A 21,049-nucleotide genomic window follows, 5' to 3' on the forward strand; every position below is an offset into this window, starting at 1 on the left:
CGGTGATGGATGCCACCCGCAAGCTCAGTATCCTGAGCTTTTCGAGCCTGTATCCGAACGCCGAGCAACCACGGCACGGCGTATTCGTCGAAGAGCGCCTGCGCCATCTGCTGGCGACAGGCGAAATCGGTATCACCGTGGTGGCACCCGTGCCTTGGTTTCCATCGCGCAATCCGCGATTCGGACATTACGCCCGATTGGCCGCCGTTCCGGGCGAGGAAGTACGGCATGGGTTGCGTGTCCTCCACCCTCGATATCCCGTCGTGCCCAAGGTGGGCATGACCATCGCCCCCGGATTGATGGCTGCCGCTATGCTGCCCGTATTGCGGAGGATGCTCGCAAGCGGGGAGCACTTCGATCTCATCGATGCGCATTACTTTTATCCCGATGGCGTTGCCGCTGTCTGGCTGGGCGAACGCCTCGGGAAGCCGGTCGTCGTCACCTCGCGCGGCACTGACGTCAACTGGATCCCGCGTTACCGCGGGCCGCGCGCGCAGCTGCGTTGGGCCGCAGCCCGAGCCAGTGGCCTGATCTCCGTTTCCCAGGCATTGGGTGAGCACCTGGTTCAACTCGGCGTGTCTCGCGAGCGGATCACCGTGTTGCGCAATGGGGTGGATCTACAGGCATTCCAGCCCGTCCCCGCAGCCGCCGAGACGACCCGCCAGGAGCTGCATCTGCCGGCCAATGTCCCGCTACTGCTTTCCGTCGGCAGCCTGATCGAGCGCAAGGGCCACCACACCACACTCGAAGCCCTGACGCGCCTGCCCGATGCGGTGCTTGTCGTGGCCGGGGAAGGGCCGTTGAAACCGGTTCTGCATCGACAGATGGAGGATTTGGGACTTGCCCCGCGTGTCCGCTTCCTCGGCCCGATCCCGCACAAGGACCTGCCGCGCTACTACAGCGCCGCGGATGTTTCCGTGCTGGCATCGAGCCGCGAGGGCATGCCGAATGTCGTCCTGGAAGCCCTGGCCTGCGGCACTCCCGTCGTGGCTTGCGATGCCGAAGGCGTCAGCGAAGTGCTTGCGGATCCGGTTTCCGGGCGTGTGGTGCCGGCCCGGGAGCCCGAGGCGTTGGCCCGGTGTGTCGAATCGGTGTTGTCCCACCCTCCGGGCCGCGAGCGCGTCAGGGAATATGCGCAACGCTTCAGCTGGGACGAAACCAGTGCCGGACAGCTGAAGCTGTTCCGCGAAATCAGCCGTGAAAGGGAGTGCACGGAAGCATGAAAGTGCTATACCACCACCGCATCGGTTCCAAGGACGGCCAGTATGTCCACATCGCCGAAATGATTCATGCCCTGGAGCAGGAGGGCGCGGAGGTGGTGATGGTCGGCCCCAGGGCCGTCGACCAGCAGTCGTTCGGCGGCGAGTCGGGGTGGGTTTCCATGCTGAAACGCCGCCTGCCGCAGGCGCTTTACGAGCTGCTGGAACTCGGTTACAGCGTCCTCGACTATCTCAAGCTTCGTCGGGCGATTCGCGAGCATGCCCCGGATGTGATTTACGAGCGCTACAACCTGTATTTCGTTTCCGGCGTGTGGGCGCATCGGCGGTTCGGGCTCCCCCTGTTGCTGGAAGTGAACGCGCCGCTGCTCGATGAACGAAGTCGTTACAGTGGGATTGCCTTGCCGAGCCTGGCTCGCTGGAGCGAACGTCGTGCCTGGCGTGGCGCAGACCGCGTCTATGCCGTTACCCGCGTGCTTGCGCGGCGCATTGCCCAGGAGGGCGTCGAGGAAACGAAGCTCAGCATCACGCCTAACGGCATCGACCCGGATCAGTTCGCCTCGTTGCCATCGCGTGAAGCGGCGAAGCAGCATCTGGGCCTGTCGGGGAGAGTGGTGCTGGGGTTTACCGGTTTTGTGCGCGAATGGCATGGCATGGATACCATGCTCGATCTCATGGCAGCCCATCCCGAGCTCAATCTGCATCTGCTGCTGGTGGGCGATGGACCAGCGCGTGCAGCGCTGGAGGCGCAGGCGGAACAGCTCGGACTGGCAGATCGCGTGACCTTCACCGGCGTGGTCGAGCGCGATCAGGTGCCCCTGCACGTCATGGCCTTCGACGTCGCGCTGCAGCCTGCGGTCGTGCCCTATGCGTCACCCCTTAAATTATTCGAATATCTGGCGGCCGGCTGCGCGGTGGTGGCTCCCGCGAGCGAAAATATCCGCGAAATACTCAGTGACGGAATCAATGCCCTGCTATTTGATCCGGAACAGCCTGAACAGCGCACGGCCGCGATCCTGCAACTCGCGCGCGACGAGGCCCTGCGCACCCGCCTGGGCGAGGCGGCCGCGAGGACCATTGCCGAACGTGGCCTGACCTGGCAGGCCAATGCCAGGACCGTGCTTGAAGACGCCCAGCGGTTGCTGGCCAATCCATCTCGGGCGCAAGTCGGTCGGTCCACGTGACAGGACGGCCGGCATCTCCAGTGGTCCACGAAGTCCCCGCGCTGGTCGTGGGCGCTGGCCTCAACGGTCTGGGAGTCGCGCGCAGTCTGCATGCGGCGGGGGTGCCTGTGTGGATTGCCGATATCGACGCCACACAGCCTGGGATGCACAGCCGATGTGCCAAACCCCTTGTGCTCACTGGCAGGCAGCCACTTCACCTGGAGCTTGAAGCACTGGTGCGGGGCCAGGCTGCTGACCACAGGCCTGTTTTGCTGCTCACCCAGGAACACGCCGTGAAGGCGCTGGCCGATCATCAGGACCAGCTTGATCGCAGCTATCGATTCATATTGCCTACGCCTCAAATCCTGCATGCCTTGATGCACAAGCCCACTTTCGATCAGTGGGCACGGGAAAGCGGATTGCGTGTGCCGGCAAGTTATCGGGTCTGTTCCGCCGTAGATGTCGATGAAGTACTCGCAGCGCAGCCCATGCCGATAGTCATCAAGCCCAGTGCTCATGTATCGGAGTTCGAGTCACAATTCCGCAAAGCCTATCGAGTGGAAACGCGAGAAGAAGCCCGCAAGCTGTTGCTCGAAATGCTCGCAGTATGGCCCGATTTGATCGTCCAGGAATGGGTCCCGGGGAGTGATTCAGATATCTATTTCTGCCTGCAACAACTATCGGAAACAGGGCAGGTTGAGGCAAGTTTCGTCGGACGCAAGATCCGCGCATGGCCACCGGGGACCGGAGGAACGGCCTCTTGTGCCCCTGCCCCAGTAGACGATGCGAGCATTCTCGCCGAACGCACCACAGCATTTTTCAGTCAAAGGGCCGTTCGCGGATTGGCTGGCATGGAGTACAAGCGCCATAAAGCTTCCGGCGAATATATCGCCATTGAACCTACCATAGGCCGTACCGACTACCAGGAAGAAATCGCCACCTTGAACGGCGTCAATTTGCCATACGCCTGTTACCTGTCAGCCATGGGCCTTCATTTTTCGCAGTCGCAGGAAGCTACGCCCCACAAGGCTTTCGTGTGGCGCGATCGTGAAGCGGATCTGCTGTCATTGAGCAGGGCGGACCAGACAGCGCGCTCCTGGCCGGCTCAAGGGCTTGCCGTCAAGGATGCCCTATGGCGTTGGGCGGACCCGGGACCGTGGCTTGCGCGTCGGCGGCAACGTGCATGGCGGAAACTGAAGGGTATGGCAACACACCAGCCAGGATTAAGGGACAGGAAATCGCATGATGCATGATGCCTGGTCAGTCGCCCTGCGGGACCGCTTGCCATGGCCGCGTCGCCTGTCCGATCGAGGCGAGGTACTCGATGCCCTCATGCAGTGGCTTGCTCGGGCACAGGATGTAACTGGGTGTGGGGGTGTCTCTGCTTATTACGATCTGCGCCACGGGCGCTGGGCCGAGGCTTATCCGGAAACAACCGGATACATCATCCCGACCTTTTTCGACTATGCGGCGTACTCGGGCAGGGAAGAATACCGCGAACGAGCGCTCAAAATGGCGGATTGGGAAACCCAGATCCAATTGCCGGAGGGCGCCATCCAGGCCGGTACGCTGGGTGCACCCCTGGTCGTGCCGACGATTTTCAATACCGGGCAGGTTCTCTTTGGCTGGGCGCGTGCCTACCGTGAAACACAACACCCGTCCTACGCCGATTCGATGCGACGCGCAGCGGATTGGCTGGTATCGGTACAGGACGAGGACGGTGCCTGGCGTAAGCATCCATCGCCCTTCGCACGTCCCGGCATCAACGCCTACAACACCCGAGCCGCATTCGCTCTGATCGCCGCAGCACAAGCCCTGGGTGTTGAGCGTTATGCCGAAGCGGCCAGTCGCAACGTGGCCTGGGCAATGTCAACCGCTCTGCCCAATGGATGGCTGCCCGATAACTGCCTGGAAGAACCGGATAAACCCCTGACCCACACGATCGCCTATTCGATTCGTGGCATCCTGGAAGTGTCTGCGGCCATGAAGAATACGGAAGGCCTTGCAGCAGCGGTGCGCATGGCGCGTGGCGTGGCCGCGGCCCAGCGCTCGGATGGATCGATCCCTGGGCGTCTCGACCGTCAATGGCAGCCCCAAGTGCGTTGGAGCTGCATGACTGGAAATGCACAAATGGCGCTTGTCTGGATGCGTCTTGCGGAAGTAACCGCCGAGAAAATCTTTCGTGAAAATGCCACCAAGGCCATCGGATTTTGTGTCCGCCAGATCGATCTCGACTCGCCCAATGACGGGGTTCGAGGTGGGATGAAAGGGTCATACCCATTCGATGGCCCCTACATGCGTCATCGCTATCCGAACTGGGCCACTAAATTTCTTGCTGATGCACTGTTGTTAGTGCAGACATTTTAGGAAGTCATTGCATGCGAGCGATGTTATTCATATTGCTGATGGTTGGAGCCATGCCGATGGCATTGGTCGAACCCTTTCTCGGACTGTTGCTCTGGGTTTTGCTGAGTGATATGAACCCATACCGCGAGGTATACGGATTTGCGTCCACATTTCACTGGGTGTACATCGTGGCGATATTAACCTTGGTCGGCATGGTGCTCCGGCGTGAAAGCGTGGTGAGAATTTATTGGAGTGGCCTGGCAATCACGCTACTCCTGTTCACAATTTCAGCATCGGTAAGCACGATTTTCGCATTGGTACCTGGTTTTGCTCACGTGCAATATACGTTGTTCATCAAGGTGATGGTGGTGGTTGCCTGCATGATCAAGTTAGTGAACAACGCAACTCGTGCACACTGGATGGTTTGGGTGCTGATGGTCTCGATCGGCTTCTGGGCGGCGAAGGGGGGGGTATTCACGCTGGCGCATGGAGGTAATTACCGCGTTATCGGTCCTGAGGGGTCATTTATAGGAGACAATAATACCGTTGCGCTAGCCATGTGTATGGCTCTTCCGCTCATGAGGTATTTGCAGTTCAATGCAGAAAACCACTGGTTGAGACGAGGCTTGTTAGGGCTGATGGGCTTGACCGTCATGGCTATACTGGGCACTTATTCCAGAGGAGGGCTCATTACCTTGGCCGCCGTACTGTTGTTCCTCATTCTCAAAAGTCGAAAGCGTGTTGGACTTCTTATAACTGGCGGAATCATTGTCTTTTTTGCAATGAATTTCTTGCCGACACACTGGAAACACAGAATGGAAGGTCTCCAGTCCGGTGCTGCGGTTAAAAGTGCATCATTCGAAGACCGGATTCAATCGTGGGAGTTTGCAACTAATGTCGGATTGCGGCGACCATTGACAGGCGGTGGATTCGGTGTTTGGGCAAGTCGAGAGACATGGAACGAATATGGACCGTCAGGTTATTCGAAGGCCCTCGCAATTCATAGCATCTGGTTCAAGGTTTTGGCAGAGCAGGGTGTGAGTGGACTAATACTCTATATCCTGATGCTGGTGCTTTCCTGGCATGCGCTATATCGGATTAGGAAGAAAACAAAACCACATCCAGAAAGTCTCTGGCTATATGACCTTGCGGGCTTTCTCCAGGTCTCATTGGTTGGTTTTATGGTCGCGGGCAGTGCCTTGCCTTTGGCATATTTTAACTATACGCTACAAATGTTCGGGCTTATTGTGGCGCTGGATAGGTTGTCTGAAGAAAATAGGGGCCGCATTGTTCTGAATAAATCGTTTAGGTCTATTGCTTCAATAAGACATAAGGATCAGTATAATCTGTAACCATGTGATAGGGCCAAGGTGTAATTGAAATTAATGAGAGAGTATGTGTCATAATTCAACAACGGTGAGTTGCATGTGGTGATAGCCACACCTCGTGTAGAATCAGTCTTGTATCCAATTCTAAGACTGATGATTTTTAAGATAAAATTAGAGTATCTACTGTAAATTCTCTCTCAATACAATTTTGTAATCCATTCTGATTTGCGTATATTTGCTTGTTGTATTATGCGATAAATAATATACAGCGTGGGCAGTGGTATAAAGAGTGCGCCATAAATTTCACGCTTAGCTTATTATCGGTTATTAGAATACTAATATTAAAAACTTCCTATCTGAAATACAGAGATCGAGTAATATGAGGAAAGATATGCAACCCAAGGTTGTTCTTGCAACCCGCATATTAAGCTTTGAAACAATGAAAAGTATGTATTGGAAATATTCTATAAATAAAAAAAATATATATCGTATTGCTGCTGTATTTGCTGTCTTTACACCAAAATCATTGTTCAAGTTGCTATTGTTGCGGGTGATATCAAAAAAACCATTATTAGCAGTATCACTAATAGAGCATATTGGCGACATAGTCGCATCTCAACCAATTGCCACATATTTAAAACGTACGTACCCAAATCACACTGTTATCTGGGTGACGCGATCGGCCTATATTGATCTTGTATCTGAAATTATGGGTGTAGACCATGTGCTTGAGATTCAGTGCTTAACACATTGGATTATGATCTGGAAATCAAATATTTTTGATACGGTTTACGATTTGCATACGAACACCCAAGAATGCTCCCTCTGCGGCATTCGGATTAATAAAAAACCAAATGTAATTAATTATACAAATTACTATTCTAATTCAAATTTATTGGAAGCACGATGCATTCTTTCTGGCTTACCGGTTCTAACGGAAGGCCCTGTATTTAAGGAATCAATATCAGGTCAATCTGTTTTTGAAAGAATTGATATCCCAAAAACTTATATGGTGATTCATTGCAAGTCTAATGACGAAAGGAGGGATTGGAGTCGGGATAAATGGCGTGAGTTGGTCAATATGGTTCTAGGAAACCACGATATAACTATCGTAGAGCTAGGGTTGCGTGCGGTTGTTGTTAGCGATAGTGAGAGGTATGTAGATCTATGTGGAAAATTATCAATCATAGAGACAGCAGAAATAATCAGACGAGCTAGTCTGTTTGTGGGCATCGAGAGTGGATTAGCACATATTGCTAATGCAGTTCATACTCCCGGTCTGATACTTATTGGAAAGTATGAGGGGTTTGATAAATATATGCCTTATAGTGGATATTATAAAGATAGTGCAACTGATTCAATCATATATGCAAAAGGGCCCGCTGCTAATCTCGATGTTGGTGAAGTGTATATAAAAATTAATCGGAAACTTGAGATGCTTATTTGCGAATGATACAGGTGAAGTTTTGTTATTGACGTTATGACGAAATTGAGAATGGAGTTTTATGAAATAAAAATATCATTATTTGACATGTTCTGTATTTGGAAATATTATTCTTAGTCTATATCAGGCGCTGTTTTTGATGATAATGAATTGTATTATTAACAATCATTTGAGTATATATAGGGGCTTCGCATGAAAAAATTGATAGACTTTATCCTGCAGAGATTCAACCTCGCACTTACAAAGCGATCTGTTTTTGATAAGCTGACTCTGGAAAGATCTGTCTACGAAAATGTTATCAAAAGAGCGAACCAATTTCTTGAATTCCTAAAGGTGATAAAACCAGAATGTGTTAGTAACTGTATAGATCATTATGTCGACTCAACCTCTCAAATAAATCAAGACACTGCTGTCCCGTTAACTTTCACAGCAAAATATTCTGATTGATATTGGGTTGCTTGTCGCCAGGTGGGTCGCCTCTCAGCAGCGCCATCAGATCTCTTTTTTCGAACAGATTCATCTGCAACAACCGTAAGATTTGTTGCGTGCTTTTCTGCAACTTCGACTGGAACTTGAGAAAGGCTAGAAGCAAATACATACAGAGTGCGATCCATATCTGGGTCATCACCGCATTCTTACTGGTACCCACAAAAGATTTAATCTTCAGGTTTTGTTTGATCCATTTAAAGAACAGCTCGACCTGCCATCTCGCCTTGTAAATATCCGCAATGGTTTTGGCAGCAAGCTTGAAATTGTTGGTCAAAAACACATAGCGCTTTCCGGTTTCTGAATCTCGGTAAGCGATGCGACGTAACTGAACAGGACACTTCTTTGCTGTCTGCGGCCCGCCGAACTCGATGGTTTGATCGCAGATCAATCCCCTGCCTTTCAGCACTGGACGACGGCTCACAATGCGATATTTTGCATTGGTTTTGAGGCGTGTAACAAAAAATATTCCCCTTTCAGTCAGTTGCTTATACCAGGTGTAGTCGTTGTAACCTTTGTCTATCACCACGATACTTTCCTTGGGAAATGCCAGCGTACGACCCACAATCACATCATGGTTCTTGCCTTCGGTCACCGTCACAAACTCAGGCAAGTAGCCCGCATGGTTCAGTCCGACATGAAGTTTTATCGCCCCCTTGGTGGTTCGAAAATCTGCCCAAGGGAAAACGGACAGACATAAATCAACATGCCTATAAACAATTCTCAGCCGGCAGACGGACGGGCGTATGATTCATGCACGCATTGAGCAGACGCAGTGGGAGCTCTGGCTCCCAAAAGCGCCGGTTGAAGCGGTAGACGAACTCATCCAGATACTCTTGCAGATAGTTCCCCGTGACTCCGTGAAAAGTGCCCAGCAAATAGGCTTTGAGATTGCCAATGGCTATGTGTACCCAGGGCAGCCATTCATCCACCCACTCGGCGGGCGTCACACGGCCTTCATGTTGCTGCGTCTCCCCCAGAACCCGCAGGGCTACGAGGCCATCCGAGCGTGTCGGTTGCTGTGGGAGCAGATGGCGTTTCACGAACTGGCGGAATTTTCACCGGACACCGAAGAGGTCGTCTCCATGGCGACAAAACCCGCCTTCTTGCCACGACTTTCGACGGCCACCAGGACCGGAGTCTTTCCCTCCGCGCCCCGACCACACTTGCCTCCAGACCTTCTTCCACCGACGAAAGCGTCGTCCACCTCTACCAAGTCACCCAGGCGATAGAGACTATCCCGGTCGGCCATGGCGTGGCGCATCTTGCGCAGCATGCGATGTGCGGTGATCCAGGAAACTCCGATCTGCTTCGACAAGCGCAGAGCCGATATTCCGCCCTTATCGCAGACCATCAGATAGATGGCCAGAAACCACTGCACCAGAGGCCAATGGGTCGAGTGAAAGAGCGTGCCGGCGGTCACCGAGGTCTGATGTCGACAACGTCCACATTGGTAGACCTTGCGGGTAGCTACCCACTGGCCATGATCATGGCCACATTTCGGGCATTGAAAGCCATTGGGCCATCGCTGTTGCTTCAAGGCTTCCGCGCAGGCCTCTTCCGTACCAAACCGCTCCTGCCATTGCAGCAAATTCATCGCTTCGGCTTTCATCTTGTCACCTCTAACTCTATGACGGACAAGGAATTAGGCATTGCGTTCTGAGAATAGTTCATAGGCATGTAAATCAATCGTTGAAGCATCCAGTGAAGCGGGTTGCGGAAACGAAAGTTATGACCAGGCACCACACCCTGGCAGCGACTCAACAGCTTCCCAAACAAAGCTTCGTACAGCGCATAGGGTTTAGCGTCATTGATTCGGGATAAATTTGAGCGCGACAACTTTGTACTGCCAAGATGATAAAGGCGGTGCACTTGTGCTGAGATATTCTCAACAATATCACGCAAGCTGTTTCGGCCCGCCAACTGCGCCATTGCCATGCTCACAAACTGTGACCATCTCGAGGCGGTTCGAAAAGAGCGGCCTGTATGGTGTTGTTTTGCAAGGGTCTCGAATTCATGTCTCGGTATCATTTTCAGAAGTTGTGAAAACACAGTATTATGGTGACTCAAGGCCTGATTTCCTTTCTATTTTACAATGACTTGTGGTGATTTCATTGTATCAAAATAAACAGGTTTTCAGGCCTTCTTATTCACTCCTTAACGGGACAGCAGTGAAATCAAGACTTATTTGTGTTGTGTGAACTTGATTTTATGCGTGGCGGATATTTTGTCGAATTCGGCGCTACAAATGGTATAGAGCTTTCCAATCCATTTCTTTTGGAAAAAAAATATAATTGGCGTGGCATTCTGGTTGAGCCTGCTCGCGTTTGGCATAATGGCCTGAGTATAAATAGGGGCTGCTTGGTTGATACTAGATGTGTGTGGGCAGAGTCAGGTCTTCATCTGCAGTTTAATGAGGTGCATGGCTTGTCAACCCTAGATACTTTTTCAAACTCAGACATGCATTCCGCTTTTCGGCAAGCGGGGACTAGATATCAAGTTGAGACAATATCGTTACTTGATTAATTAGAAGAACATGGTGCACCAAGTGTAATAGATTATCTGTCTATAGATACTGAAGGTAGTGAATATGAGATACTAAAAAACTTTGATTTCAGAAAATATAAATATAAAGTGATTACATGCGAACACAATTTTACAGAAAACAGAGAAAGAATATATGATCTGCTAACAAAAAACGGTTATATCAGAAAATATATGAGTGTCTCTAAAGTAGATGACTGGTATGTATGCGATGTATGATTGAACTTTGGATAACTACTTCGGCTTCTGCATTGTTGAGAGACAGCGACAGCGAATTCATTTTCCGAGATCTGGAATGGTTAAACTATCAATTTCGGACCATAATTTTTTTAACTTGATTTAATAAATCTACTTCGGGTGAGTTATATTTATTAGGAGAAAAGAACCATAGTATGGAAATAACTCCAATATAGATGGCAGAACCTATTGCTATTGTAATACCTAATTTATAAGCTGCACTGAGATTGCTAGCAATATGTGATGATTCATGTGTCCAGCCTAAGTTCATCATGTATAGGATGATCGACATGATTAGGCATCCAATTACGCTTCTCCATACCATGGAGAGCGTTTTGCTAATGCTTATATGCAAGCTATACGATACAATGCTGTAGAAACAAAACTGAATAATTGTTTCTGCGGATGCCACAGATAGTGCTATACCATATAGCCCATAATTGGGTATTAGAAATACTAATAGTATAATTTGGATGATTCCTCCGATTGCATTGATGGATACAATGGTTTTCATCCATCCATGCACTGAAAAATACGTAGTGCTAATCACGCCTAGTATTGTAAGTGACCTTGTGATTGCTAAAATTTCAATAATCGGAACCGCATTTAACCATTTGCTACCAAGCGCTAGTTGTACAATAGGATACGATATTAATGATATTCCTACTCCGGCAGGGAATGTGACTAACGCCATAATACCTATCACTCTAGGAATCATTTCTGAGGCATCTTTCCCCGCTTTCCTTAGTTCCGCGAAACCTGGAAACAGAGCCCGTGAGAACGCACCTGCTAACTCAGACGTTGTAAGTGACGCAAAATCAATGCCCACTTCATAGATGCCCACACTGGCGATCCCTGATATTTTACCAATGATTGACTTGGTACCAAATCCACCAGCTAGCCCAATTAAATTAGAAAACCACAACATCGTCGAGTATGAAGCCATTCTACGCCATGCTTGCAAGGTGAGTCGCGGACGGTATGGATGAAGGACGTAACTCATCGCTAATGTAATAATTTGATTTACTAAAATAGCAATGATAAGTGCCCAGAAATTGCGCAAGATAAATGCCAGTAAAATCGCCGTGACGGCAGATATGATGCGCGGAATGATTTTTAATTTAAATTCGTAGTTGAACGCCATGAAGCGCCTGAAATCGACGATACCGATGTTTTCAAATCCGTTCAGGAAACTGATGAGTGCTGCGAGCCAAACAACCTGCTCAAAATGCGGGCTGTGAAAGAACTCCGCGGCTGGGGCAGCCAGAATGAATATCAATAGTGCAACCAGAGATCCTCTTATAAGGTTGATGGTGAACCCGGTGTCATAAATTGCTCGGTCATGTTTCTCATCGCGGATAATGGCGTTCTCCGTTCCAAGTTCGGAAAGCTGGTTCAGACTTTGCATAAAACCCATAGCAAGAGCCACGATACCGAAGTCACTGGGAGAGAGCAGGCGTGCGAGAAACAGGGTGCTAATGAAACCCAGCGCTCTATTCGCCAGCCGCCATCCTATTAGCCAGCTTGTTCCATGAGCCGTTCTGGCGAGGACGGAGCCGGAATGCTTGAGCTTGTGGAGGCCAACGTCTTCTTCTGGGTTTTGTTCTATATTAGTCACTGATCCATGTCCTGAGGCCGTAAGCGTGGCGGATTGTACACGCACTATGATGTTATGTGTATGAATTACAAATTGTTTGGTGTAGATACATCTATAGTCTGGTCAAAAAAAGTAGGGTTTTTTTAGTGTAAGTAACTGAAAACGCATTGAAAACATAAGATTGACTTTGAGCTTTATACTGCCTTCGGCATGGATTAGAAGCGATCCTTGAATGAGGATTTCGCTATGGTAAATATTACAGAAATTAACCCTCTAATTAGTTCCGTAGACGCTGGATCGTATGATAATCCAAGGAACATCTTTCTAATACCTAGTAGGGGCTTTCCCATTTTATATATATTATATCCGCATTCCCAGAAAATAAATCTTGAGATATGTTTTTTTAGGGCTTGATGTATACCTTTATCACTGTAATCAGTTGAATGTATAGATTTGTGTAGCTTTACAATTTCATCGATCTGCCTCAATTTTTTTATATAATCCTTATTATCTGACGATGAGCACAAGTTGTTATCATGAATAAAGTATTTGTGGTTAATTCTGTTTATGAATGCTAATGCATAGCCCGCCAATATCGCATCATATCTTAACTTCCAGTCCTCAAACATTTGAAGGCTTTCATCAAAACACAAAGTTCTGAAAATATAACGTCTAACAATAGACGTATGCAAACCGGGAGCTTTTTCAAACTTGATATGCTCTAATAGTTGACTTTTTTTGTCGATGATATGTAAATTTCCTTCTTTGTATGTAGTTAAATTGTCAAGCACACTATTTGACTTGAATACTGATTCTACAACTAATGAGCTTCCTTTAACTCTGCAAAAATCGGCATATATCCAATCTACTTGAGGATGTTCCTGGAATTCATTCATTATGCTTTCAAGATGGTGCGGTTCATATTGGTCATCGCTATCTATAAAAGCTATAAAATTACCTTTAGACTTTTCTATTCCACAATTGCGGGCACCAGAAACTCCTTTTGTTCTAGTGTTTCTTAAGATTTGTATTCTTGGGTCTTCTAGCGCAATTTCTTTTATGACATCTATCGATCTATCTGTGCTATGGTCATCCACGCATATTATTTCAAAGTTTCTGTATGTCTGTTTTAAACATGAAATAATCGTCTTCTTGACTAACGTCTCGCGATTGAATACTGGAATTATAATGGACACCAGTTCTTCGTCTTGAATATTCATTATTATTTACCTGTTTGATGATTGGGACCTGATCTGCCCTGGGAAATTGGATGTCATGATGAGTTATTTGCTGTGTTAAGGCGTATTCAAGCATCGGATATGTAATGCACGCAGTCGTGTGAGGCATGGTCAACTGTGGGGTGTGGTCTTTACGTTGTAGACTATTCAATATTGACTCAGTGATACGCTATTATAAGCTTTGCTATCGTAAGATCTGAACACATAGGCTTCTCCTTCTTAGCGGTAGAGTGTAGATGCGCGAGTGACACCTTGCTGAGCAACAGAACTTTCCAGTCCATGCTAATGCGGATGCAAACCTGTGGACTTTTCAAGGTAGCAAGACACCTTGGACACTCACTAAAAGGCATTCTCGAATGCCTCGTGGCTCAAACATGCGAGATAAAGGTGTCAAAGTTTGCGATTGTAGAACACCTCGATGTAGTTGAAGATGTCAGTGTTGGTAGTTCATGAGTATTGTTCGTGCGCTTTTGATGTGAATTTTTTTCAGGCTGGTCAAGGATGATTCGGCTACGGCATTAGCCCAGCAGTTGCCGCGCAGACCCAAACTCAGTCTCAGATTATGGGCTATGACAAAGCGGCATGAGTCATCGCTGCCATTTTGTGGGTGCAAATCTAAGTGCTTAACACAGTGTTGCATACCGAATCACTGCTGTCCCGTTAAGGAGTGAATAAGAAGGCCTGAAAACCTGTTTATTTTGATACAATGAAATCACCACAAGTCATTGTAAAATAGAAAGGAAATCAGGCCTTGAGTCACCATAATACTGTGTTTTCACAACTTCTGAAAATGATACCGAGACATGAATTCGAGACCCTTGCAAAACAACACCATACAGGCCGCTCTTTTCGAACCGCCTCGAGATGGTCACAGTTTGTGAGCATGGCAATGGCGCAGTTGGCGGGCCGAAACAGCTTGCGTGATATTGTTGAGAATATCTCAGCACAAGTGCACCGCCTTTATCATCTTGGCAGTACAAAGTTGTCGCGCTCAAATTTATCCCGAATCAATGACGCTAAACCCTATGCGCTGTACGAAGCTTTGTTTGGGAAGCTGTTGAGTCGCTGCCAGGGTGTGGTGCCTGGTCATAACTTTCGTTTCCGCAACCCGCTTTATTCACTGGATGCTTCAACGATTGATTTATGTCTGTCCGTTTTCCCTTGGGCAGATTTTCGAACCACCAAGGGGGCGATAAAACTTCATGTCGGACTGAACCATGCAGGCTACTTGCCTGAGTTTGTGACGGTGACCGAAGGCAAGAACCATGATGTGATTGTGGGTCGTACGCTGGCATTTCCCAAGGAAAGTATCGTGGTGATAGACAAAGGTTACAACGACTACACCTGGTATAAGCAACTGACTGAAAGGGGAATATTTTTTGTTACACGCCTCAAAACCAATGCAAAATATCGCATTGTGAGCCGTCGTCCAGTGCTGAAAGGCAGGGGATTGATCTGCGATCAAACCATCGAGTTCGGCGGGCCGCAGACAGCAAAGAAGTGTCCTGTTCAGTTACGTCGCATCGCTTACCGGGATTCAGAAATCGGAAAGCGCTATGTGTTTTTGACCAACAATTTCAAGCTTGCTGCCAAAACCATTGCGGATATTTACAAGGCAAGATGGCAGGTCGAGCTGTTCTTTAAATGGATCAAACAAAACCTGAAGATTAAATCTTTTGTGGGTACCAGTAAGAATGCGGTGAGGACCCAGATATGGATCGCACTCTGTATGTATTTGCTTCTGGCCTTTCTCAAGTTCCAGTCGAAGTTGCAGAAAAGCACGCAACAAATCTTACGGTTGTTGCAGATGAATCTGTTCGAAAAAAGGGATCTGATGGCGCTGCTGAGAGGCGACCCACCTGGCGACAAGCAACCCAATATCAATCAGATGATTTTGCTGTGAAAGTTAACGGGACAGCAGTGATACCGAATGAAAAACTCATTCAAACTATGAGTGGTAAACACCGGAAGCTTAGAACTTACGTGCTATAAAGACGTGAAGAAATTGTACAAATGTAGTCTGGAGACGAATGTGATTGTTATTGGACTAGGTACCGGGCGTTCTGGTACGGCATCTCTCGCTAAGCTATTAAACGCTCAGCAAGATGCCTTGTGTTTCCATGAGATGAACCCATCCAGCGTTCGCTTTGCCGGAACTCCGAGGCCTTTCATAAATGCGATAGACGAATATCAAACCATTCTTGATGGTGGTGATCCGTCCATGCTGACTGTCGATTTGAGTCGCCAGGTAGTCGTCAAGGCTTATGACGAACTATGCAAGATGAATCAGGTAAGGTTAATCGGTGATATCGCATTCTACTACCTTACATATGTAGAAATGCTTGCCGCGCGTAACCCAAATATCCGCTTTCTGTGTTTAAGGCGTGATATCGAAGCGACCGTAGCAAGTTGGATGCACAAATCAAGTATACCGAGATGGCGCTCAAAATATTTGGCTGATCGTCTGGGTGCTATGATTACACGATCTCCATTTCATGAGTCACGGAATTTCTGGATGAACCACAACGGTGAGTATTGGGAGCCGGATCCAGTATGGGACAAATGCTTCCCGAAGTTTGAAGCGAAATCAAAACCAGAGGCTATACGTAAGTATTGCGAATACTATTATGAAAAGGCAGACGGAATTGCACCTAAGTTGGCTGGGGTGTTTAGATACGTCGATGCTGAATATATGAATGATATTGATTATCAGAAGGAGATACTGAGCTTTGTCGGAATACCTTCAGATCAACATGTTTTTACTGATGCACATATACATAGGTCTGATTATCGTAAAAAGATGCCTAGATGATTTATACATCATAATCGGAGTCGCTAAGCGTGCCGCATTTTTCCGTAATTGTCGCTACGCGTAATAGACCATATCAATTTGCGGAAGCGTTAAAATCAATAATGGCTCAAACGTGTGCTTCAAAAGAAATAATTGTGGTAAATGATGGATCAGATGACGATGCTGTCTCAATATATCAAACTCTGATAGAGCAAGCGGGACCAGAAGTTACTTTGCATTCATTAATCAAAAGGCCTAATGGACATGGTCCTTCATTTTCTCGCAACTATGGATTCTCTGTTTCGAAGGGAGAGTACTTGTGTTTCCTGGATGATGATGATTCATGGACGGATGACGATTATCTCACACGGGTACAAACAGCAATATCAAAATTGGAGATCAAGCCAGAATTGATTCTCAGTAATCAGTTTGCATATATGGATGGTATAAAGAATAATGGAGACATCTGGCTTGAAGGATTGATCATAGAACTTGTACGACGTGATGCTGCGAACTACATAGATGAATTCTACCGTGTTAATACAAACGACTTGTTGAAATACGGTGGATTATGCCATCTCAATACATTGATTGTGCGACGCGATCTGTATGAATCGGTAGATGGTATGGATGAATGTATAAGGTGGGAAGAGGATCGCGATATATTCCTGCGGTTGGTTGATAGTGCGAAGTTGATAATATTTTCACCACATTACGTGTCGCGGCATAATATCCCAAAGCGTGAATGCGCGTTGAATGCATCTACGTCTCTGAATGAGTATAGAAAAAGGCAATATCAGCTTTATTTGTTCGACAAGTCGATCATACAATCAAAACAATCAGTAATTGTAAAATACGCAAAAAAGCAAAAAGGATATGTGCTTAAGCATATAGCTTTACTTTGTGCTAAAAACAAGAATTATATAAATGCAGCATTTTACGCTAAACAAGCTTTAGTGGTACTTCCTAGCATAAAGTGGTTGCTGTATACAGGATATTTGATAGCTAGATCTTTGACCTCAAAATGAACTATAAAGCTGCCCCATGTGGTGGTGTACTAAATACCGTGGTATTAAAGCAGGGTGCATTTACACGATTTGTCAATAAGAGCATTCAGCTAATTCTATTGATCATCCGATGAACAAGTACATGATGTACATAAAAGACTTTTGGACAATATTTCAGTCTAAACTGTTTCAGCATCGAGCATATGCCCGGGTGTATTGGGGCAAGAAGAATTGGTACATGCTTTCGTTATTACATTATGTGTTAAGAGGAGAGAAGAAAGGGTATATACCCTGCCCATTCTTCGATCCCGACCATAAACAATTTAATGAGAACAATAACGGATGTACTAACAAATTCGCGGAATTCATACGCGGTGGATGCAATGGAGACCCCTCTGATATTTTTGATGCCGCATATGTACAGAGTAATTTACACACGCGTGGTATTTCACATAATACTAAAATGGCAACCCAATCAATCTGGCTTAGGTATGTGACTATCCCGTACCAGGATCGTCCTGACCCTGCTGAAAAAATATCATTATCCTTTGTTACTGGTACTGAATTCGGCTGGCCCCAACCGGACTCATCAGTGGAATTCTCGCGTAGAATAATGGAGTACATGCAGCATAAAAAACAATCTTTATGCGCAAATTTCGCTAAAAATACTACTGAATATCATGATAATATTGAAAATTATCATAATTCTAGAGTAACAACGTTTTCGCAAATGACTCAGGTAAGAAAACATGATTATTTGCTTTATATACAGACAAACGGCAATCATAATCGTGAAATGCATCATGTAAATAGAAACTACGATATATTATTGGCTTTTTATGAGGGATGTTGTGATGGAGCTGATTCGGAGTATTGTGTAGAACACAAAGGCACTAAAATTACGGCAATTAGCGCTATATTGAAAGCTAATGGCGATCTAATTTACAGATACAAATACGTATTGTTTCTTGATGATGATGTGTTCCTATCGCATTTTGATATAAATAATTTATTTGAAATTGCAGATAAAAACAGTTTAAAACTGTGTCAGGCTTCCTTGAGCAAGGATTCACATACCGGGTTGAAAGTCTTGTACCACGTGGATGAGTCACCATATGCATTTAGATTCGTATCAGGGGTTGAAATAATGATGCCACTATTTTCAACAGACGCACTTAAGTGCGTCGAACCGCTATTTGCAAATAGTATCAGCGGTTGGGGGTTGGATATTCGGGTTGGAATCACTATCCGTGATCTCTATGGTGAGACGGTTGCTGTTGTTGATTCTGTGCAGGCTGTTCATAAGGGAGTGCCAAATTTATACCATGGTGCATATTATAAATTACTGTATAGCGCTGGAATAATGCCCAAGATGGAGCTTATGTATCACGTCGGCTCAGAGCGCCCGACTATATATGAAATCCATTGACTTACTACCCTGTAGTATTCCTGTGTCGACGGACGGCATGAGTTATATATTTATTAATATTCATCAGATGGTGTTCGTTTAAATGGATACTGAAGTTGCCGTCGCTGTTGTTATGCCGGTATATAACGCTGAATCAACTCTAAAAGAAGCACTTGACTCTGTTCTTGCGCAAACATTTAGTAATTATATTCTTGTTGCTGTTAATGATGGTAGTCGTGATAAATCAGGGGTGATACTTAACGATTATGCTTCGCGGTCTGATAAGATAATTATTTTGAATCAGGCCAATGAGGGGGCGGGATCTAGTAGAAACAATGGAATTACAAAAGCGCTAAATTTAGGGGTTAAATTTATAGCATTTCTCGATGCGGATGATATGTATTCTAAATACAAATTAGAAGCACAGTATGATTTACTAGTCAATGATAATGATTTAGGCATCGCTGTTGTTAGACAGGAGGACGTCGGAAACGTTGCATCTTTTGACGGCAATAATTATCAACCAGATCGAGAGTTGCCGGTTATTGAGGTAAATAACTTTCTTAACATGTTGTGCACTAATGATTTCTTCTTTCATCCAGCATCTGTTATGATTCGTGCGGACTTATTTAATCCAGAGTATGGGTATTCGACTTCAAAAAGTGGGGAGGACTTTCAACCATTCTTGTATTTCTCAATTATAAATACAAAAGTTAAGATAATAGATAAAAAACTCTATTATCAGAGGGTCCTTCCTAACTCACTTCAGCGCTCAATCTTTGCCACCTATCATGGATATAAGGCAAGAGTGGATGCTATTAGCAGAGTCATGGCAGATACTTCTCTTTCAGTAAATATAAATGATGAATCTAAAAATATTCTGCTTAGTGCAAGAGATAGATTCTTGACCAGCATGCTTTATGGCGCCAGACTTGACTTTGGCTATTTATATACACTCAGTATTCTTTTTGATTCTTATGGTTTATTTAAATACAAATCATTTTTTGTTAAAGAATTTATTAAAACGGTTGTATATCCTTTGGCTAGGCTCATGAGAAGAGTTGTCTGATGAGGTAAATTCCTTCTCTGTTTCTTTAACTATCTCAGATCCATTTGCATTAGTTCGTTAATGGTCAATTACTGTCCTTGTAAAATTTCTTGATGAAATCACGGGCAGCGAGTCTGTAGGTGGCGTCACTATGCCTATGGCTTCCTATAAAATGTAGTAGAGATCTTTGTGATGGCCTGAGGTGAGGCTCATGGCATGCATATAAATCTATAGGGAGAACTTCAGAATTATCGGCATTAGATAACATATAATTTGAGGCAATTTGTTCGCTCCCCCATTCGAACCATCTATCACCAAGTATCTTGTACATACAATCTGAAAAATCTTTAAGAAGTTTTATGCTAAATTGTTTTTTACCAAACCCGGCGAATCCAGAAGATCCGTGCACGTAGTTGTTCGGCATGGTCTGAGGAATGGAATCAAGGCTCGCCTCCGCAAGAAGACCCGAGCTAATCTTTTGCGTTTTTGTTGATGCAATCCATCCCTGAGCTAGGCTGGCTGTGTAAGATGCATGATTTACCTGTTGCCCAGAATAAGTACCGAGTATAAATGATTTATTAAGGTTGATGAAATTTGTTACATGATCTAATGAGCCGATGGCCAACACATCCGCGTCAAACTGAATTACATAGTTATCATGTGTTAATTCAATAATTCTAATGAGTCTCTCCCAGGTCCCCCCACTGGGTAGCCCCGTTGTGTCTATAGTATTGATATTGATTATTTCAAGTATTGGAATATGGTGCTGAAGTATCGAAATATCATCTTCTGTCAGAGATCCGTCATTGACAATTTTGAAACGCCCTTTGCCGATTTCGAAATATAATGATTTAGCAGCCAACAAGTATGGAGCAACATCTCGATGACATAATTGACTAAGAAGCACGGGACCATCATCAGACATTTTTAAAGGTCTTGTCATATAGATTTTCGATATGACACGATCGAAGCGATACTTTTCTAATTTGATCTTGATGTCGGACAGAATGCTCATCTTTGTCATCTTTTGTCGTTGTGCATCATCGGTGATGACGCGCCATGTTGTTTCGCCATTGGTGAAAACTCACTTTGACTATGCTTGGTATTTCCGACCAAACATGAGCGGACTTTCTCGTACATGGTCCTTGGCGGAAATGATAGAGAATTCTAGCATCGACTTGGTAACTACACATCA

At 46.2% G+C, this 21,049-nt stretch carries 15 protein-coding genes and 3 pseudogenes; 12 read left to right on the plus strand and 6 right to left on the minus strand.

Annotated elements, in window-relative coordinates; translation table 11 throughout:
- Positions 1–5 precede the first annotated feature (5 nt).
- The 6 genes from BJI67_RS06895 to BJI67_RS16755 all read left to right on the plus strand — a co-directional run bounded on the left by BJI67_RS06895 (position 6) and on the right by BJI67_RS16755 (position 7,507).
- Positions 6–1,223 (plus strand): glycosyltransferase family 4 protein, encoded by a 1,218-nt coding sequence (locus BJI67_RS06895; protein ID WP_070072406.1) that lies wholly within the window; start codon positions 6–8, stop codon positions 1,221–1,223.
- Entirely contained in the window at positions 1,220–2,401 is a 1,182-nt protein-coding gene (locus BJI67_RS06900; RefSeq protein ID WP_070072407.1) for a glycosyltransferase family 4 protein, read from the plus strand. The genes BJI67_RS06895 and BJI67_RS06900 overlap by 4 nt, the downstream gene beginning before the upstream one ends.
- Before the next feature lie 272 nt (positions 2,402–2,673).
- Positions 2,674–3,633, plus strand: coding sequence for an FAD-dependent oxidoreductase (locus BJI67_RS06905; protein WP_156782056.1), 960 nt, complete (start codon positions 2,674–2,676; stop codon positions 3,631–3,633).
- Positions 3,623–4,747, plus strand: coding sequence for a hypothetical protein (locus tag BJI67_RS06910; protein WP_197513346.1), 1,125 nt, complete (start codon positions 3,623–3,625; stop codon positions 4,745–4,747). Before BJI67_RS06905 ends, BJI67_RS06910 begins: the two co-directional genes overlap by 11 nt.
- Before the next feature lie 11 nt (positions 4,748–4,758).
- Entirely contained in the window at positions 4,759–6,078 is a 1,320-nt protein-coding gene (locus tag BJI67_RS06915) for a putative O-glycosylation ligase, exosortase A system-associated (RefSeq protein ID WP_083250707.1), read from the plus strand.
- Between the two features lie 367 nt (positions 6,079–6,445).
- Entirely contained in the window at positions 6,446–7,507 is a 1,062-nt protein-coding gene (locus BJI67_RS16755; RefSeq protein ID WP_197513347.1) for a glycosyltransferase family 9 protein, read from the plus strand.
- A gap of 415 nt (positions 7,508–7,922) precedes the next feature.
- On the opposite strand, the pseudogene BJI67_RS06920 reads toward BJI67_RS16755, so the two are convergent.
- The 3 genes and pseudogenes from BJI67_RS06920 to BJI67_RS16760 all read right to left on the minus strand — a co-directional run.
- Positions 7,923–8,690 (minus strand): annotated as a pseudogene (locus BJI67_RS06920) (IS4 family transposase); the annotation flags it as partial.
- Between the two features lie 4 nt (positions 8,691–8,694).
- A pseudogene (locus tag BJI67_RS06925) lies at positions 8,695–9,596 on the minus strand (IS1595 family transposase).
- Positions 9,593–10,036, minus strand: coding sequence for a DUF4372 domain-containing protein (locus tag BJI67_RS16760; RefSeq protein WP_407922815.1), 444 nt, complete (start codon positions 10,034–10,036; stop codon positions 9,593–9,595). Before BJI67_RS16760 ends, BJI67_RS06925 begins: the two are co-directional and overlap by 4 nt.
- 486 nt (positions 10,037–10,522) lie before the next feature.
- Between BJI67_RS16760 and BJI67_RS18245 the strand changes: the two are divergent.
- Positions 10,523–10,747 (plus strand): annotated as a pseudogene (locus BJI67_RS18245) (FkbM family methyltransferase); the annotation flags it as partial.
- A gap of 88 nt (positions 10,748–10,835) precedes the next feature.
- Here BJI67_RS18245 and BJI67_RS06930 read toward each other — a convergent pair.
- Positions 10,836–12,383, minus strand: coding sequence for an oligosaccharide flippase family protein (locus tag BJI67_RS06930; protein WP_070072411.1), 1,548 nt, complete (start codon positions 12,381–12,383; stop codon positions 10,836–10,838).
- A gap of 194 nt (positions 12,384–12,577) precedes the next feature.
- Positions 12,578–13,582 carry a glycosyltransferase family 2 protein gene (locus BJI67_RS16770; protein ID WP_083250712.1) on the minus strand — a complete coding sequence of 335 codons (1,005 nt, stop codon included), beginning with the start codon at positions 13,580–13,582 and terminating at the stop codon, positions 12,578–12,580.
- A 769-nt stretch (positions 13,583–14,351) separates the two neighbouring features.
- Here BJI67_RS16770 and BJI67_RS06935 point away from each other — a divergent pair.
- From BJI67_RS06935 to BJI67_RS16785, 5 genes are all read left to right on the plus strand, one after another.
- A complete protein-coding gene (locus BJI67_RS06935; RefSeq protein WP_070072412.1) occupies positions 14,352–15,503 on the plus strand; it encodes an IS4 family transposase in 1,152 nt (383 codons plus the stop codon).
- Between the two features lie 129 nt (positions 15,504–15,632).
- Positions 15,633–16,412 carry a sulfotransferase gene (locus BJI67_RS17365; protein ID WP_197513348.1) on the plus strand — a complete coding sequence of 260 codons (780 nt, stop codon included), beginning with the start codon at positions 15,633–15,635 and terminating at the stop codon, positions 16,410–16,412.
- Between the two features lie 29 nt (positions 16,413–16,441).
- Positions 16,442–17,419 carry a glycosyltransferase family 2 protein gene (locus BJI67_RS16775; protein ID WP_083250713.1) on the plus strand — a complete coding sequence of 326 codons (978 nt, stop codon included), beginning with the start codon at positions 16,442–16,444 and terminating at the stop codon, positions 17,417–17,419.
- A 109-nt stretch (positions 17,420–17,528) separates the two neighbouring features.
- Complete coding sequence (locus tag BJI67_RS16780) at positions 17,529–18,827, plus strand: DUF707 domain-containing protein (RefSeq protein WP_083250714.1); 1,299 nt, start codon at positions 17,529–17,531, stop codon at positions 18,825–18,827.
- An 82-nt stretch (positions 18,828–18,909) separates the two neighbouring features.
- Positions 18,910–19,875, plus strand: a complete 966-nt coding sequence (locus tag BJI67_RS16785) for a glycosyltransferase family 2 protein (protein ID WP_083250715.1) — start codon at positions 18,910–18,912, stop codon at positions 19,873–19,875.
- Between the two features lie 64 nt (positions 19,876–19,939).
- On the opposite strand, the gene BJI67_RS17370 is transcribed toward BJI67_RS16785, so the two are convergent.
- Entirely contained in the window at positions 19,940–20,869 is a 930-nt protein-coding gene (locus tag BJI67_RS17370; protein WP_156782059.1) for a hypothetical protein, read from the minus strand.
- Between the last annotated feature and the right edge of the window lie 180 nt (positions 20,870–21,049).

The sequence above is a fragment of the Acidihalobacter aeolianus genome, assembly GCF_001753165.1.
Taxonomy (GTDB): domain Bacteria; phylum Pseudomonadota; class Gammaproteobacteria; order DSM-5130; family Acidihalobacteraceae; genus Acidihalobacter; species Acidihalobacter aeolianus.